The sequence below is a fragment of the Laceyella sacchari genome, assembly GCF_024927925.1.
In the GTDB taxonomy this organism is placed as follows: Bacteria; Bacillota; Bacilli; order Thermoactinomycetales; family Thermoactinomycetaceae; genus Laceyella; species Laceyella sacchari.
Genome location: NZ_CP103866.1, coordinates 3,287,797 through 3,303,042 on the forward strand (window position 1 = coordinate 3,287,797; position 15,246 = coordinate 3,303,042).

The window sequence follows — 15,246 nt, forward strand, 5'->3', positions numbered from 1 at the left end:
GGTTTTGCACATAAAAAAGGCTGTCGCTTTAATTCCGACAGCCTTTTCTAAAGCGTGTCTCACTCAGACATGCTTTTGTTATTTCTTAGTGAACCCCGTCCGCCACCTCAGCTTCTGAATCAAACTCCAGCGACAAGGCCAAGATTTCGACCACATCCATTGTTTTCACTTGGTCTTCCACTTCTTTGGCCTTGGTACCATCCGACAGCATGGTGAGACAGTAAGGACAAGCACTGCCGATCACCGTCGGATTTACTTGCAACGCTTGTTCCGTACGCGCAACGTTCACCCGCACCCCTTCTGTTTCTTCCATCCACATCATCCCGCCACCGGCGCCACAACACATGCCGTTTTCGCGATTGCGTTCCATCTCGACCACTTCCACGCCTGGAATCTGGCTCAGGATGTAGCGGGGCGCGCTGAATACACCGTTGTAACGGCCCAAATAACAGGAATCATGGTAGGTGATCCGCTCTTTCACCTCTTTGGTCGGCTTGATGCGCCCTTCTTTGATTAAATCAGCCAACACTTCCGTGTGATGATACACTTCCGCCGTCAAGCCCAAATCAGGATACTCATTTTTAAATGTGTTGTAAGCATGAGGGTCGATGGTAATGATCTTCTTCACTTGATGCTTTTCAAACAAAGCGATGTTATCAGCGGCCAATTGTTGGAACAAGAACTCGTTGCCCATCCGTCTGGCCGTGTCCCCGGAGTTTTTCTCTTTGTTGCCCAAAATCGCAAACTTGACGCCTGCGTGATGCAATACCTTCACTAACGCCCGGCTGATTTTCTGGCTGCGGTTGTCAAACGATCCCATCGAACCGACGAAGAAGAGATATTCAAATTCTTTTTCTTCTTTGACCGTGGGCACTTTCACTTCTGCGTCTGCCGTCCATTTGTCGCGATCCTTGCGGTTGATACCCCAGGGGTTACCTTGGCGCTCGATATTGGAGAACGTCCGGGAAGCTTCGGCGTTCATCTTCCCTTCCGTCATCACCAAGTAGCGACGCATATCGATAATTTTGTCTACGTGTTCATTCATCACCGGGCAGGCATCCTCACAGTTGCGGCAGGTGGTACAAGCCCACAGCTCCTTTTCTGTGATGACATCGCCGATCAAGCTTACCGGATACTCACCCTGACCTGCCAACCGCAACGAAGCTTGGTTTGCCTCGGCGAAGGCGAAGTTGGGCACCCACGGCGTTTTGGAAGTGATTGCCGCCCCTTTCATGGTCAAGTGGTCACGCATCTTAACCATCAAATCCATCGGAGACAACATCTTCCCTGTTCCTGCTGCGGGGCAGACATTGGTACAGCGCCCGCATTCTACGCAGGCATACAAATCAATCAATTGCTTCTGATTGAAATCTTCAATCTTTCCTACGCCGTACTCTTCAACCGTTTCATCTTCAAAATCGACCAAAGACAACTTCGCTGGTGGTTGTTGCCGCTTGAGGAAGACGTTGAGCGGAGCGACCAGCAAATGAAAGTGTTTTGACTGGGGAACATAAACCAAAAAGGAAAACAAAACCAAAGCATGAATCCACCAGAATACATAAAACAGCACTTGGCCGGCGTCTGCACTCATCCAACCGAGAAATGGGCTAGCTAGCACGGAAGAAATCGGCGTATCCCATGACGAACCATGCCCTAACCAAACTTTCTCAAAGGCCGCCGACAAGAGGATGGAAGCCATCAAGCTCGTCAGGAAAATAATGACCAAGCCGGATTTCAACCCGCGCTTCAATCGCGGCAATTTCTCAATGTAACGACGGTAGTAAGCGTATAGCGTCGCCAGCAGTACGAGGAAGGTAGTGATTTCCTGGATCAAGGTAAACACCGGATAAGCGGGCAGTGGAAGATGTTTGCCAGGCACCAATCCTTTGATGAAGAGATCAATCGCCCCAAATTGGATCACAATGAATCCATAAAACATCACCACGTGCATGATGCCGCTTTTGGTATCTTTCAACAACTTCTTCTGTCCAAAGACATTGATCCACACTTCGTCGAGCGCTTTTTTGACATCCAAGGAAAAGTCAGCGGGCTTCCCCAAGCGGACGTACATATACCGCCGATAAACCACACTGCCGAAAAGATAAAAAGCATAACCCGCAACGGCAATAAACAAAACCAGATTGACCACTTCAAACAGCGACATTGTCCTCTCCCCTTCCACATCATCTTTATGAATGATTGAATTCGCTTTCATACTATTTCGCTAACATTCTAACATAAAATGAGTGGTTGTTCATTCATTTGTCATTGTATTTTTTATATAGAGAAAATATTTCCTTACGGGAATTTTGGTTCGATTGTTGTGATATGAGTATAGCTTGCTTGTCAAATATGTGACAATGCCTGAAAGATAGGTTTTTCACTTTTTGCTCACTTTTTATCCACTTTCTATTCACTCTTTTTCCTGTTTTCTCCCTTTGCAAGCTTCTTACGCCCAAGTGATAAGCCAATGATTCCAAGTCCTCACCTTGATTTGTGAACAAATTGAAAACAAAGGTGTCTTTCACTGCATTCTTCTTGTTCATATTTTGGACAAAAAGGACGATGTATGTCGTTCACAAATTATTTTACGCGCAAACCCTCCTATTTCTCTTATAATATGACTATAGTCAGGACGACAGTCCTGATCTCCCGCCCCATTGCTGACAATAGTCATGACTATGGTGCACAACACTTCTCAGATTGAAGACGACAGTCCGTACAAGAGTACACAAGAAATATATTTTAAAGACAATTGTCCTGACTGTCGTCAACACAACCTAGAAAGGTGGCCCAGAAAATGTTAGTGGCGGTAGATGCTGGACGCGCATATGTGAAAACCATTGTGGGAACCCGTAGGTTCACATTTCCTTCCAAAGTGTCAAAAGCAAGGCAGCGTAACTTTATCCAGACACTAGAGGATGATATGGAGATCCGATATCAAGGAAAGGATTATTTTATTGGACAATTGGCTGAACGGGAGGGTTCGTTCACGCGTCAGATGATGACGGAAAGCAAAGTGAACATAGAGACCGTTCTGTTGATTTTGACAGCATTGTTCCAAGCAGGAGCACTAGGAGACGTCAAGCTGGTTACCGGTGTGCCGATCAATATGTACAGAGATGACGAACGGGCAAGGTTGCGAGCCAAGCTAGAGGGAGAGCATGAAGTGATCCTGAATGGTACATATCGCAAGATCAACATTAAAAAAGCAGCGATTACGATTGAGGGGGGAGCGGCCTATTGGATTCACCGCCGGATGGGGACGGTGCGGATCGTAGACCCCGGAGCCCGCACGACCAATTACGCAACATTTAAAGACGGGATTTTCATCGACCGGGAAAGCGGAACGATCCCCAAAGGTTGGGACAATGTGCGGGAAGCCGATCCGGAAGAGATGGCGGCCATGCTGGTGGGCCATCTGGGAGGCATGTGGGAGCCGACCGACGTGGTCGAATTGATCGGCGGCAAAGCACAAGATCTGCTGGAACCCTTCAAACGCGTGGGCTTCATCTATTCCACCACATTTGAAGATCCGCAGTTTGCCAATGCGATAGGGTACTACGCGTTAGGAAAGGAGACCCTTGGTGAATGAGCGGATACAAGAAGCGGGAACGGCGGCAAGTCTCGTTTAACACCGAAGATGCGGTGGAACTGGAGTTGTTGAGATTTATTGACCGCAAGGACATCAACTTTTCGGGGTTGGTGAAGAATCTGCTATTCGCCTACTGCATGGGACAGCTGAAAGCAGATGAACTCTCCGCTTCTCCGTTGTTGCAGGCTGGCGGAAGCAACAACCCCCTTCCTACTCCAAAAGCGGAACGTTCCTCTTCCTTTCAACAAATCAAGGCGAGCGGCATGCCCTTTGATTTTTGATACCAACTTCAGGAGTGAAATGCAGTGAATAAACCGTATTCCTTTAGCGTGCCTTATGATGTAGCGGAGAAATTAACCCCCAAGGAACGCTTTGTGTACTATGAATTGTGCCGCTTAGCCGCGACCGAACCGACAAAAGACACCACATTTGGCGTCACCTTGGAACCGGGAAGCCTCATCACTTCCCATTACCGCTTATCAAAAATATTGGATTACGCTTATTCTCAGACAGCGATTATCATCGAACACCTGGCCTACAAAGATCTGGTTGAAATTACTCCCATTGCGCGAGGCGGCTTCCAGTCTTATTATCTCATCCGCGTTAAAAGCATGGACCAAGGGACGAAGGTGCGGCCAGAAGATCGACTTTTTCCATTTTGATCCAAACATCGCAAAACGGTTTTCTCCACTGAACATGGAGAAAACCGTTTTTTATCACCGACGGGTGTCCTTGCGCGCCCGCTCCCTCCGCGCAATCTCCTGCACAAAGTAGGAAGCCACATGCGGCGCCAAAGTTCCTGGCCCAAATCCAGCATCAAATCCCAACTCTAACGCCAATTCATGATGAATACGCGGGCCGCCACAGATCAAAACAAACCGCTCCCGCAATCCTTCCGCTTCCAGCAATTCCACCAGTTGTGTCAAGTTGGTCACATGCACCCCTTTTTGGGTGACCACTTGTGAGACCAGCAACACATCCGCCTGCAATTCCAACGCTTTGCTGATCAATTCCTCATTCTCTACCTGGCTCCCTAAATTGTATGCCTCGATTTCAGGATACCGTTCCAAGCCATACTCCCCGTTGTACCCTTTCATGTTCATGATCGCATCGATGCCCACGGTATGAGCGTCGGTGCCTGTGCAAGCGCCGATCACCACCAGCTTGCGCCCGATTTGCTCGCGGATAAACTGGTTGATCTCATAAAAGTCCATCACTTTACTTGTCACTTTGGGCACTTGAATCCGGCTGTAATCAACATCCACCCTACATTTGCCGTAAACAATGAAAAAGGTGTACCCTTCACCCAAGTCTTTCATGTGATACACTTGCGGTTCATCGATTGCCATCTTGGTGACCAATTGCCGCGCCGCCTCCCGGGCTTCTTCTCCCGCCGGAACGGGCAGCGTGAAACTGAGTTGAATCACCCCGTCATTCATGGTGTCCCCATAAGGTTTAACTCTGGTAAAGTCCACACTCATTCCCGTTTCCCTCCCGCTCCGGCAATCCCAATCTTCTGCGGAGTTCCGCCTCCAACGGATTGTAATAATCAACTTCTTTTTCCACCACGCCGCGCAAACCCTTGCCGCCAACCCGCGACCTTTTCACATCGGCAAACACGCCCTGCTCCAAAGCCGCGAACAACCCGCTTTCGCACACTTGCTGAAGCAAATCCCCTGCCCGCTTCAGCACCTCAGACGCCCGCTGTTCGATCCGTCCCCCCGGACGGAACAACAGCTCTTCACCCAGATGGCGTCCATTGTTGAAAATGTATTGCGCGCTCTCCAAAGCCAATTGGCGGTCATGCATGTGCGGAGTGTGCATCGCTTCCGTCATCATCCCCAATAATTGAATCCCCTGCCCCGTCAGGATGCTTACCAGATTAAACAAAGCATCCTGTACATGCCCTTTAAAAATGTTACCGGTCATATGCTTGGTTGGCGGCATGTATTTAAGCGGGGCGTCAGGGAAGAGCTCGCGCGCCAATTGTGCTTGGGCGATCTCCAGCAGCAATCCATCCTCCAAGTCGGGGTTCATCTCAAATGCATGCCCCAATCCCATCTGTTCAGGCGGCAGTCCGGACAAGAGAGCTAGCTGTTCATTAATGAATTGAGAGGCTGTCACTGTATGGGCCGCTTCAACTGCGTCTGCCGTGGTCAAATAATTGTCTTCCCCGGTATTGATGATAATCCCGGCATAGCTGTTGATCATACGGGAAAACGCTTGGTCGATCAGGGTGCGTTGCATGTTGATGTCACGGAAAAGAATGCCGTACAGCGCATCATTTAGCATCACATCCAGCCGTTCAAGCGCTCCCATCGCCGCAATCTCCGGCATGCACAACCCCGAACAATAGTTGCACAGCCGAATATACCGTCCCACTTCCTCACCTACTTCATCCAGTGCCCGCCGCATGATCCGGAAATTCTCCTGTGTAGCAAACGTTCCCCCAAATCCCTCACGGATTGCCCCGTACGGCACATAATCCAACAAGCTTTGCCCTGTGCTCCGGATCACGGCGATAATATCGGCCCCTTGCCGCGCCGCTGTTTTCGCCTGCACTACATCTTCATAAATGTCTCCGGTAGCGACGATCACATAGAGATAAGGCTGCCGCCCTTCGCCGATGCGCTCAATCCACTCTTCCCGTTCCCGCCGCCGCGCTTGGATCAAGTCCAGTGCCTCACGGGCCAATCGCTCTCCTTCACGCTGAATCTCCTCACGTGGAAGAGGGGGCACTTGCAACAAATGGAGTTCCCCCCGCGCCACTTTCTCCGCCACTTCCTGCGCAGAGAGACGATGTGCCAACATCGCCTGAATCACCCAAAACGCCGCCCCGGAAGCGATCTTCCCTTCAGTCAGCAGCTGTTCGACGATCACATTGGGGAGCGGCACACCCTCATGGTCAATGCCGTCAATCCCCAACAACCGCAGCACAGTCCGCTCCACCGCCACTGTTGTGCGGGTGGAGATATATTGGTCCACATCTGCTGCAATCACTCGCGCCGCTTCCCGGGCCCGATCGATATCAGCCTGATTCAGCCGCAGTTTTCCCTTCATCTTCCCCACTCCCCAATCGTCGTTCCGCATCCGCCACAATCTCTTCCGGCAACCCCAAGAGCAGGGCTAAGTGGAGGGCGTCGGTACCAAGCTCTTCCTCCCGTTGCACCGGAATCAGTCGATAATCCATATGGCGGTGCAACCGCTCCCGCCACGTTCCTTCACTCCCTAGCCATTCCCGCTCTAAATCCATCCATGACAAGCCGGCCACTCGGTAACGGCGGATGCCGGGCAACTGATTCACCTCATGATAATGCGTCACATGCACGGCCCAATCATTCCCATCGCTTAACCGGCTGGTAATCGCTTGCGCCAAGGCCGCCCCTTCCCGTGGATTGGTTCCTCTGCCGATCTCATCCAACAAAAGCAAGCCCTCTCCCGGTTGGCTCAACCATTCTGTCAAACGCACCACTTCCGCCCCAAAGCGGCTTAAGCCTTGCTTTGTAGACTGCCCGTCACCCAGCGTGCTGGCAATCCAATGCATCAAGGGCAACCGGCAAGCGGTGGCAGGCACAAACAATCCATAATGAGCCAAGACAGCAATCAGCCCCACCGTTTTTAAGGCGACGGTCTTGCCACCCATGTTAGGCCCAGTGATTACTGTGACACCACGGCCCACTTCCAGATCAATCGGCGTCACGCTTCTCCCTTCCGCCGCCATGTCTTGCGCGATGCCTGGATGGATGGCTCCCTCAAGGATGAACCGGTCTCCATCCCACACTGGCCGCACACCGGCCCACTTCTTTCCTGCATGATAGCGGGACCATTGCAAATCGAAGTGTGTCACCTGCTGCATCCAGTATCGCAAACGGGAATACACGCGCCTGAATTCTTCGGTCAACCGGACGCATACCGCCTGTTCCCGCTCTTCCACTTGCTCTTGCAACCTCGCCATCTCTTGACCAACAACTTCTGGCAAACGAAATGTGACATCATATGCCGTTTCTGCCTCGCACACGACCCGCCGGTCCCGGCGCAACGCTTCTTCCAAAGGCGTGTGGCGCGGAATCGTCCAAGTTCCCAAGCGGTTCCGGCGGATCCCATACGTATCCTCGATCTCCCGCTTGCATTGTTCCACGCGCTCCCGCTCCTTGATTTCCATGCGGCGCCATTGTTGCCGCAAGCGGCGCAAATCATCATCATACGCATCATCAATCCAAAAAGCGGCTGTCCGATTGGTACCCGGATTAAGTCGCGCCAAGCACTGTTCCACAAGCGGAACATCTTCTTCCGGCATCAGGGAAACGACGGAACACCGATGCTCCTGTATAAGGTGATGCAGTTGGCCCAATTGCCACAAAAATTGTTTCATGTGGAACCAATCAGTCAGCCCCAACACCTCATCCGCACCCAATTTGTCCAATTGGTTTTCGATGTCCGGCATCTTCTCCAAACAACGCGAAACAAGTGCTTGGCAACGGGGATGGGTCGCCAGCCATTTGTTGATTTCATCCTGTTCACGAAGCACTTGTTCCCACTCGTGCTCTTCACCCGGACGAAAAGGGCGCGCCCGCCGTTTGGCCCGCTTGCCCATCGGCGTGAGAGGTTGCCACAAGTTCCAACAATACGCTACATCCAACTCCGACCATGTCGTTTCATCGCAATAGATCACGACCCCCTCCTTCCTCCAAGGGATCACGCCATACATCAAAAACCGGCACTGGCTTACACAACTCGGCCACACGCGCCTTCAGTTCTTGCGGCGGGAACACATGGCCTTCTGGCGACACAGGATTGACCGCCACTCCGCGCAACACCGCTGACCGCACCGTTTCAATGGACCCGCCCCGCTCAAAATAACGCCGCAAAAGAACGGGATCAGTAAAGATACGGGTCCAATCAGATACAATCAATCGCGGGTGGCATCCTTGCTGCATCATGTGGCGCAACATGCGATCTGTCAATGCACCCGACAACGCCACCGCCTCCGCCTCCAGGACTTCGGTGGTCAGGGCTTCCTGCTCCATCAAGGTCGATGCCGCACAAGATTGCCATTTACCTTCCCGCTTGCGATACACCCCACGGTGAACCAACAAGGGAGTAAGCGCCTCACGGTCGGATTCTGGACAGACGGGTAATGAAAAGAGGCGCAACCACTCTGCTGTCTTAGACACCAATGCGCTCATCGACGTGCCCAGGCTGGCACCCACCACCAAAATCACGGAGTCGGTAACCCAAGGGCTAGCCGCCATGCGCCGGTCATAAGCGCCGTCCACCACAATCCTTCGTGCTCCGGCTCGTTGCAAGCCTTCGATCACCCGATGCGCCTCTTCCCGCGTATGGACGCCAGCCAGCTTCACTTGGGTTGGCCGCGTTGTTTGCGCGATCCACACCTCTCCCAACGTGGTCGTAATCCCGGTTCCTTCCCAAACCGCAAAATGACCGGGATTTTGATCAATGATCGCACCCGTCGTCGCCACCCAGACTCCTTCAGGAACATACAGTTGCGGCTTCGGCCTTCCGCTCCACGCATCCCGTTCCTCCCCGTCAATGCCGATGCTGCACACCCCCAGGGGGCCACACAGGGACCACTGTTCCATAAAAGCGCTTAGAACCGTGGTTTTCCCTGCGTTTTTCGCCACACCGACAATTGCGGTTTTCTCACATGTTTTCTCTTTCACCCGCCACCACAACCCTCTTGCTCATCTTTTTCCCAGTGCTTCCCCCTGTTTCCGCCGTAGCTCGCGGGTCAATTGTTTGGGCTCCAAATTGATCCGCTGGTCACTCAACAGCGCAGCTACACCCAATTGATCCCCGGCCTGCCGGCAATACTCACAATTCTCTGAGTCGTGCGGATGGTAATGCTCCGGCTCCGGATAACTGGTGATAACCCCTTCAAAGTTGCGCAACACCGTTTTAGATGGTGTCTGTGCGATGATGTAGTTGGGACTGAGCGGGATTTTGCCGCCGCCTCCTGGTGCGTCCACCACAAACGTAGGAATGGCGTATCCTGAAGTGTGGCCGCGCAAATACTCGATGATCTCCAACCCTTTGGACACGGGAGTCCGGAAATGGCCAATCCCTTCCGAAAGGTCACATTGATAGATATAATAAGGCCTTACGCGCGTTTTAACCAATTCATGCATCAGTTTTTTCATCACATGGGGGCAATCATTGATTCCGGCCAGAATGACAGATTGATTCCCGACCGGCACACCCGCATCAGCCAACATCTCACATGCCCGGCGCGCTTCTGGCGTCAACTCTTTGGGGTGGTTGAAATGCGTGTTAAGCCAGACCGGATGGTATTTCTTCAAAATGGCACACAATTCTTTCGTTATGCGTTGCGGAAACACAACGGGTGCCCTTGTGCCGATCCGGATGATTTCCACATGGGGGATTTCCCGCAGGTTTTTCAGCAGATATTCCAAGATCCGGTCATTGACCAACAAACCGTCCCCTCCAGAGAGTAGCACATCGCGGACAGTCGGCGTATTGCGGATGTATTCGATGCAAGCGTCCATCTGCTTTTTGGGGACACCCATCCCGATTTGGCCCGAAAAGCGGCGGCGTGTACAATAACGGCAATACATGGAGCATTGGTTGGTGATCAAAAAGAGAACGCGGTCAGGGTAGCGATGGGTCAGCCCTTTCACCGGGGAATCCGTGTCTTCCAACAACGGATCGGCCATGTCGTACGATGTGCGATACAACTCGGAAGAAATGGGCACCGATTGCATCCGGATCGGATCTTTGGGGTCGTCTGGATCCATGAGCAAGGCGTAATAGGGAGTGATATTGAGCGGAATCGTCTCTTTAGAGATGTCCACTCCTTTGATTTCTTCCGGCGTCAGATTAATCACTTTGCTCAGGTCATCATAATTGCGAATCGTGTGAGTCAATTGCCATAGCCAATCGTTCCACTGTTCTTCCGTCACATCTTTCCACAGTTCAATCTCGCGCCAATCACGCATCTGCTTCCATCCCCTTTCATTTATCCGTTCTCTCTCGCGTCACACACACCATCTGACAAGCGATCACCCTATCTGCGAAGAAAATCGTTGGCAAAACCAATCATAAAGCGCCGGACATTCCCTTAGGCTCTCCAACGCCAAGGCGGCATGTCCCGGAACATATCCATTGCCGATCATCATCTGTACGTCTTTTCCCACTCCTTCGGCTCCTAAGGCCGCCGTCGTGAACTGGACGGCCATGCTGAAAAACACCACCACGCCACCTTCTTGCGTCGCCAAGATCGCCGGCAACTCCGAGCGAGGCACATTGACGCAATTGATGGTCACATCAGCCAAGCGGCCCCGGGTAAGCGTGGATACCGTCTCCAGCACTTGCAAGGGGTCAGTCGCATCCAAACATACGACATGGTGAGCCAATCCCATCGCTTCGATGCGGCGGCACGCTTCAGGGTTTGCTTCCAAAGCAATCACACATCCCTGTTGCCCCGCTTTTTTCCAAGCTTGGTACAAAGACAACAAGCCTGACTTTCCGCCCGCTCCCATGATGACCACTGTATCGGTCGGTTGAACCAAACGAGCAGTTTGCGCCGGTGCGCCACATACATCAAGCGCGGCCAAAGCGACCGGCTCAGGCATGTCGGACGGCAACACGGCATATGGCGCGCTGGCGAACAACACCGCTTTGCCAGTCACTTTCAATTGCCCTGTTTCCAGTGATAGCTCTCTCACATCTTCCAACCATAACGGAGTCAGCGTCAAAGAAACCAACGAGGCGATTTTGGCGCCCGGGGCAAGCGTATGGTCAGGAAACGCCGAACCCACTTCCGCCACCGTACCGATCAACATTCCACCTGAACCGGTGACGGGGTTGTGCATCTTTCCCCGCTCTTTCACGATCTCAACAATGCGCCGTTTAATCCGTTCTGGATCGCCCTCTGCCTCGGTTTTCAACTGTTGAAATGAAGCCGAATCGATATTTAACCGCTCTACGTCAATCAGCAGTTCATTCTCCCAAATCTCAGGTGTGGCATCCAACTTCCAAGCCGGTTGGGGCAACACACCCGCCGGTTCCACTACCCGGTGCAAACCATAGTGGTGACCCTCTTTTCGCAAACCTTCTCCCCCTTCCGCCGGTTTCCATTCTCATATCATGCAATTTTCATGCCATTGAAGCAGAGCCCATATTTCCACGTTTCTTTCCACCTCCCCATAAAAAAACTGCCCAAATATGGGCAGTCAGCTTGTAACACAAGCAAAAACGGGCAACTCATCCAGGGCGTATCTGGCAAATCAAGAGGTAGATGCAACGGGAAAACCTTTTCCAAATAGCGCCTCGTCACACATGAAGCAAATGGAAAACGGTTTTAAAGCCGCTGGTCTATGCACCAGACACATCTGGTTCGTGCCCGTTATAAAAAAAAGTTAGCCGCGTTTTAGCTTTTTCAATTTGTACTGTAGCGTCTGGCGTGGAATGCCCAGCCGTTTGGCCGCTTGCAACACATTGCCGCCAGCTTCCTCCAATGCCTCACGAATCAGCCGTGCCTCCACGTCCCACAACATTTCGCGCAGGCAACCTCCACTCCCTTTCATCCGAATCACTTGGGTCGGTTCAATCGCCTGGAAATGGCGAGGGAGATGAACAAGCTGCAACTCCTCTTCCAATGCCAGGTTTAAAGCTCCTTCCACTGTATGCTCCAACTCCCGCACATTGCCTGGCCAATCATATCGAACAAACGCTTCCATCACTTCATCAGCGATGCGATTTACTGGTGAATGCCACTGCCCTTTTAGCTTTCTGAAGAAATAGTGGGTTAAGCAAGTGATATCTTCCGGCCGTTCGCGCAAGGGAGGGAGATGAATCCCTACCACATGAATTCGGTAATAAAGATCCTGGCGCAACCGCCCTTCCTTAATGCTTAACAAAGGGTCCTCGTTGGTGGCCACGATCACCCGAACATCAAACGAACGTAACTCGGTTCCGCCCACGCGCCGCACTTGCCCATCCTCCAACACCCGCAACAATTTGGCCTGCAAATCAATCGGCATCGCATGGATTTCATCCAAAAAGAGGGTTCCTCCATCTGCCAGCTCTACCAAGCCAGGACGGTCTTCCGCTCCGGTAAAAGCACCACGCGCCGTACCAAACAGGATGCCCTCCAACAGAGAAGCGGGAATAGCGGCGCAATTCTGAACGATAAATGGCTGATCGCGCCGCGGCGAATCACGGTGAATCGCTTGCACAAACAACTCCTTACCCGTACCCGTCTCCCCGATTACCAAGACAGGAGAATGCGTACGGGCGGCCCGTCGGGCTCGCTCAATCTCTCTGAGCATCAACGGGTTCTGAGTCACAATGTCATCAAAAGAGTAAAAACGTTTCACCTCCTGCTCGCGTGCCCCCCGCGGATGCCGTATGCGCTCCTGCAAATGAAGCACTTGATCCGACAATTCCTTCATGCGGGTCAGATCTTTGGATATCTCTGCCGCCCCGACCACTTTCCCTTTGGATCTAAGCGGAATCGTACGATTGATGGTTGTCACCCGCTTACCTTTGCGGTTCATGAACGTTTGCTCCCTCTCTTCCAGCGCTTGCCCCGTTTTCAGCACACTCAACAAGGTGCTACTCTTATGGGTCAAGGATGGAAACGCTTCCAACACATGCATGCCGATTACTTCATCCGCAGGCATGCCATCCAGTTGCGATGCGACTTTATTGTAGTAAATGGTGTTGCCCTCCGCATTGACGATATGGACCCCTTCGTCCAAACATTCAAGAAATTCAACGATCATGTCCTGCTTTATCCCGGGGGTAATCATCAAATGAGACAACTCTCCTTTCCTCCGCTTCCGATCCGACTGCCGAAAAATGGTCACTGGTTGACAAAAATTCATCATATCCATTCTAACGAAGGACTCTGTTATTTGTCCAGAATCACCCCAATTCCATAAAAAAAGAAAAGATGCCTTAATCCTTGGCATCTTTTCGCACAAATTCGGGGAGTTCGCCTTTTAATTCTAACACTGCTTCCGCCGAGCCGATGCGCTTTTGCTTGCCTTTTACCCGCTTGGATTGGTACATTTCGATTTTGACAATTCCATTGATCGTCGTCTGCAACCAAGCCGCGGGAAAACGCACAGGAAAACGAACATCGGACCATTTTTCGTTTGGCGTTTTCTTGAACCGGACATACACGCCCGGGTCCACTAAGCGGGAATTGGTTTGGTCAACCACAAAAATATCATAATGAAACTCGCTGTCTAATTCATTATTCACTTTTAATGAAACAATATAATTGCCGTCTTTCCCAGTTACTTTTACATCACGGAAATATTCGCTTTGCTTACGAGACTCTTTGGGTATTTCTTTCCACCATTTATAATTCCTTTTGGTGTTGTCAGGCAATGCACCACTACTCTGTTTTTGGTTTTCCGCCTGTTGCTGTTTGGCCGGATCGGGAAGAGGTGCGGAATTCCCTTCCAAGTTGCCCAATTGAAACCCGATGAACACCAATGACACTGCCGCCAAGCCAGCAACCGCCCACCAACGTTTACCCCAATTGCGCGTGGCTGTCCTTCGCGGCTTGATGTCATACGTTTCCACATAGGCATCCACTTGCCGGATCGATGCCAATACCTCCTCCAGCGCCTCTTTCATCTGTCGCGCCGATTGATAGCGCTGTTCGGGGTCTTTGGCCAACGCTCTGTGAATCACCTCCGCCAATTGTTCTGGAATCTCGCTGTTAAGCGATTTGAGATCAGGCACAGGATCATGGATATGCTTCAATGCGATGGAGACGGAATTCCCGCCATTAAACGGCACTCGTCCCGTCAGCATTTCATACAAAACCACACCGAGCGAATATAAGTCGGAAGCGGCGCTCACTTTGGTACCGGACGCCTGTTCCGGAGAAAAATAATGAACCGATCCCATCACATACCCCGTCTGCGTGATCGCTGACACCCGGGGAAAGTAAGAGATACCAAAGTCGGTCACTTTATACTGGTTGCCCGGCGCCACCAAAATATTATGGGGCTTGATGTCGCGGTGAATGATTCCCTTTAGGTGGGCATGGTGAATTCCTTCACAAATCTGGATAGCGATTTCAATCGTTTCCTCTGCCCCAAATCGGCCTTTTTTCTTAATCATATCCATCAAGGTGGGGCCTTTGACATACTCCATAACCATAAAATATATCGAATCCTCACGCCCTACATCATACACATTGACGATATTGGCGTGTGACATGCTTGCCGCTGCTTTTGCCTCACGAATAAATCGGCGAACTGCATCTTGATCATGGCTGAAAGATTGGTTCATCACCTTGATCGCCACGTACCGGTCCAACAGCGAGTCTCTCCCTTTGTAGACGACAGCCATGCCGCCGCCACCGATGCGCTCAAGAACCTGGTACCTTCCAGCCAGCACTGTTCCTTCCATCGGACATTCTCCTTGTGTTCATTACGTTCATGTTTTCAGCGTAACCACTGTCCGGTTTGCTGTTTAATTAATTGCTTTTTCCTTTGGTTTCCCATCTACTAACAATCTTTCCTGCACTTCTATTATCAATCTAGAATCCCCTAATGGATGTTACATTTTTTTGAAAATGATAGAGAGGGAAAAAGGTGTCTGTCATCATCATATCAGTTTTTGCGCAAAAAAAAATCCCCCATCACTCC

12 protein-coding genes are annotated in these 15,246 nt (G+C 51.4%); 3 read left to right on the top strand and 9 right to left on the bottom strand.

The features are described from left to right. Positions 1-85: 85 nt before the first annotated feature. Positions 86-2,164 carry a (Fe-S)-binding protein gene (locus tag NYR52_RS16120; RefSeq protein ID WP_132221779.1) on the bottom strand — a complete coding sequence of 693 codons (2,079 nt, stop codon included), beginning with the start codon at positions 2,162-2,164 and terminating at the stop codon, positions 86-88. Positions 2,165-2,800: 636 nt separating this feature from the next. Between NYR52_RS16120 and NYR52_RS16125 the strand changes: the two genes are divergently transcribed. The 3 genes from NYR52_RS16125 to NYR52_RS16135 are packed head-to-tail and all read left to right on the top strand — an operon-like array spanning position 2,801 to position 4,257. Further along, positions 2,801-3,595: a ParM/StbA family protein gene (locus NYR52_RS16125; RefSeq protein WP_102993676.1), complete on the top strand. Its 795-nt coding sequence runs from the start codon at positions 2,801-2,803 to the stop codon at positions 3,593-3,595. After that, positions 3,592-3,876, top strand: coding sequence for a hypothetical protein (locus tag NYR52_RS16130; RefSeq protein WP_102993677.1), 285 nt, complete (start codon positions 3,592-3,594; stop codon positions 3,874-3,876). The genes NYR52_RS16125 and NYR52_RS16130 overlap by 4 nt, the downstream gene beginning before the upstream one ends. A 24-nt stretch (positions 3,877-3,900) precedes the next feature. Beyond that, the gene (locus NYR52_RS16135; RefSeq protein WP_132221781.1) at positions 3,901-4,257 is read left to right on the top strand and encodes a hypothetical protein; all 357 of its coding nucleotides are present in this window, start codon (positions 3,901-3,903) and stop codon (positions 4,255-4,257) included. Between the two features lie 54 nt (positions 4,258-4,311). Here the strand turns inward: NYR52_RS16135 and kamE are convergent, their stop codons facing one another. From kamE to NYR52_RS16175, 8 genes are all read right to left on the bottom strand, one after another. Continuing rightward, entirely contained in the window at positions 4,312-5,076 is a 765-nt protein-coding gene (kamE, locus tag NYR52_RS16140; RefSeq protein WP_132221783.1) for a lysine 5,6-aminomutase subunit beta, read from the bottom strand. Next, positions 5,051-6,655 (bottom strand): lysine 5,6-aminomutase subunit alpha, encoded by a 1,605-nt coding sequence (gene kamD, locus NYR52_RS16145; protein WP_259436034.1) that lies wholly within the window; start codon positions 6,653-6,655, stop codon positions 5,051-5,053. Before kamD ends, kamE begins: the two co-directional genes overlap by 26 nt. After that, on the bottom strand, positions 6,624-8,267 hold the full coding sequence (kamC, locus tag NYR52_RS16150) for a lysine 5,6-aminomutase reactivase ATPase KamC (RefSeq protein WP_158283321.1): 1,644 nt from the start codon (positions 8,265-8,267) through the stop codon (positions 6,624-6,626). Before kamC ends, kamD begins: the two co-directional genes overlap by 32 nt. Continuing rightward, positions 8,251-9,276, bottom strand: coding sequence for a lysine 5,6-aminomutase reactivase subunit KamB (gene kamB / locus NYR52_RS16155; RefSeq protein ID WP_259436035.1), 1,026 nt, complete (start codon positions 9,274-9,276; stop codon positions 8,251-8,253). The genes kamC and kamB overlap by 17 nt, the downstream gene beginning before the upstream one ends. A gap of 21 nt (positions 9,277-9,297) precedes the next feature. Beyond that, on the bottom strand, positions 9,298-10,569 hold the full coding sequence (gene kamA / locus NYR52_RS16160) for a lysine 2,3-aminomutase (protein WP_132221791.1): 1,272 nt from the start codon (positions 10,567-10,569) through the stop codon (positions 9,298-9,300). Positions 10,570-10,632: 63 nt separating this feature from the next. Then, complete coding sequence (kdd, locus tag NYR52_RS16165) at positions 10,633-11,682, bottom strand: L-erythro-3,5-diaminohexanoate dehydrogenase (RefSeq protein WP_132221793.1); 1,050 nt, start codon at positions 11,680-11,682, stop codon at positions 10,633-10,635. Between the two features lie 309 nt (positions 11,683-11,991). Then, entirely contained in the window at positions 11,992-13,359 is a 1,368-nt protein-coding gene (locus NYR52_RS16170; protein ID WP_259436036.1) for a sigma-54 interaction domain-containing protein, read from the bottom strand. A gap of 175 nt (positions 13,360-13,534) precedes the next feature. Further along, the gene (locus NYR52_RS16175; protein WP_132221795.1) at positions 13,535-15,007 is read right to left on the bottom strand and encodes a protein kinase domain-containing protein; all 1,473 of its coding nucleotides are present in this window, start codon (positions 15,005-15,007) and stop codon (positions 13,535-13,537) included. Between the last annotated feature and the right edge of the window lie 239 nt (positions 15,008-15,246).

What these genes read in the sequence shown, in the direction of transcription:
- NYR52_RS16120 (WP_132221779.1), bottom strand. Translation starts at nt 2,164, where the DNA reads ATGTCGCTGTTTGAAGTGGTCAATCTGGTTTTGTTTATTGCCGTTGCG.
- NYR52_RS16125 (WP_102993676.1), top strand. Translation starts at nt 2,801, where the DNA reads ATGTTAGTGGCGGTAGATGCTGGACGCGCATATGTGAAAACCATTGTG.
- NYR52_RS16130 (WP_102993677.1), top strand. Translation starts at nt 3,592, where the DNA reads ATGAGCGGATACAAGAAGCGGGAACGGCGGCAAGTCTCGTTTAACACC.
- kamE (WP_132221783.1), bottom strand. Translation starts at nt 5,076, where the DNA reads ATGAGTGTGGACTTTACCAGAGTTAAACCTTATGGGGACACCATGAAT.
- kamD (WP_259436034.1), bottom strand. Translation starts at nt 6,655, where the DNA reads ATGAAGGGAAAACTGCGGCTGAATCAGGCTGATATCGATCGGGCCCGG.
- kamA (WP_132221791.1), bottom strand. Translation starts at nt 10,569, where the DNA reads ATGCGTGATTGGCGCGAGATTGAACTGTGGAAAGATGTGACGGAAGAA.
- NYR52_RS16170 (WP_259436036.1), bottom strand. Translation starts at nt 13,359, where the DNA reads ATGATCGTTGAATTTCTTGAATGTTTGGACGAAGGGGTCCATATCGTC.
- NYR52_RS16175 (WP_132221795.1), bottom strand. Translation starts at nt 15,007, where the DNA reads ATGGAAGGAACAGTGCTGGCTGGAAGGTACCAGGTTCTTGAGCGCATC.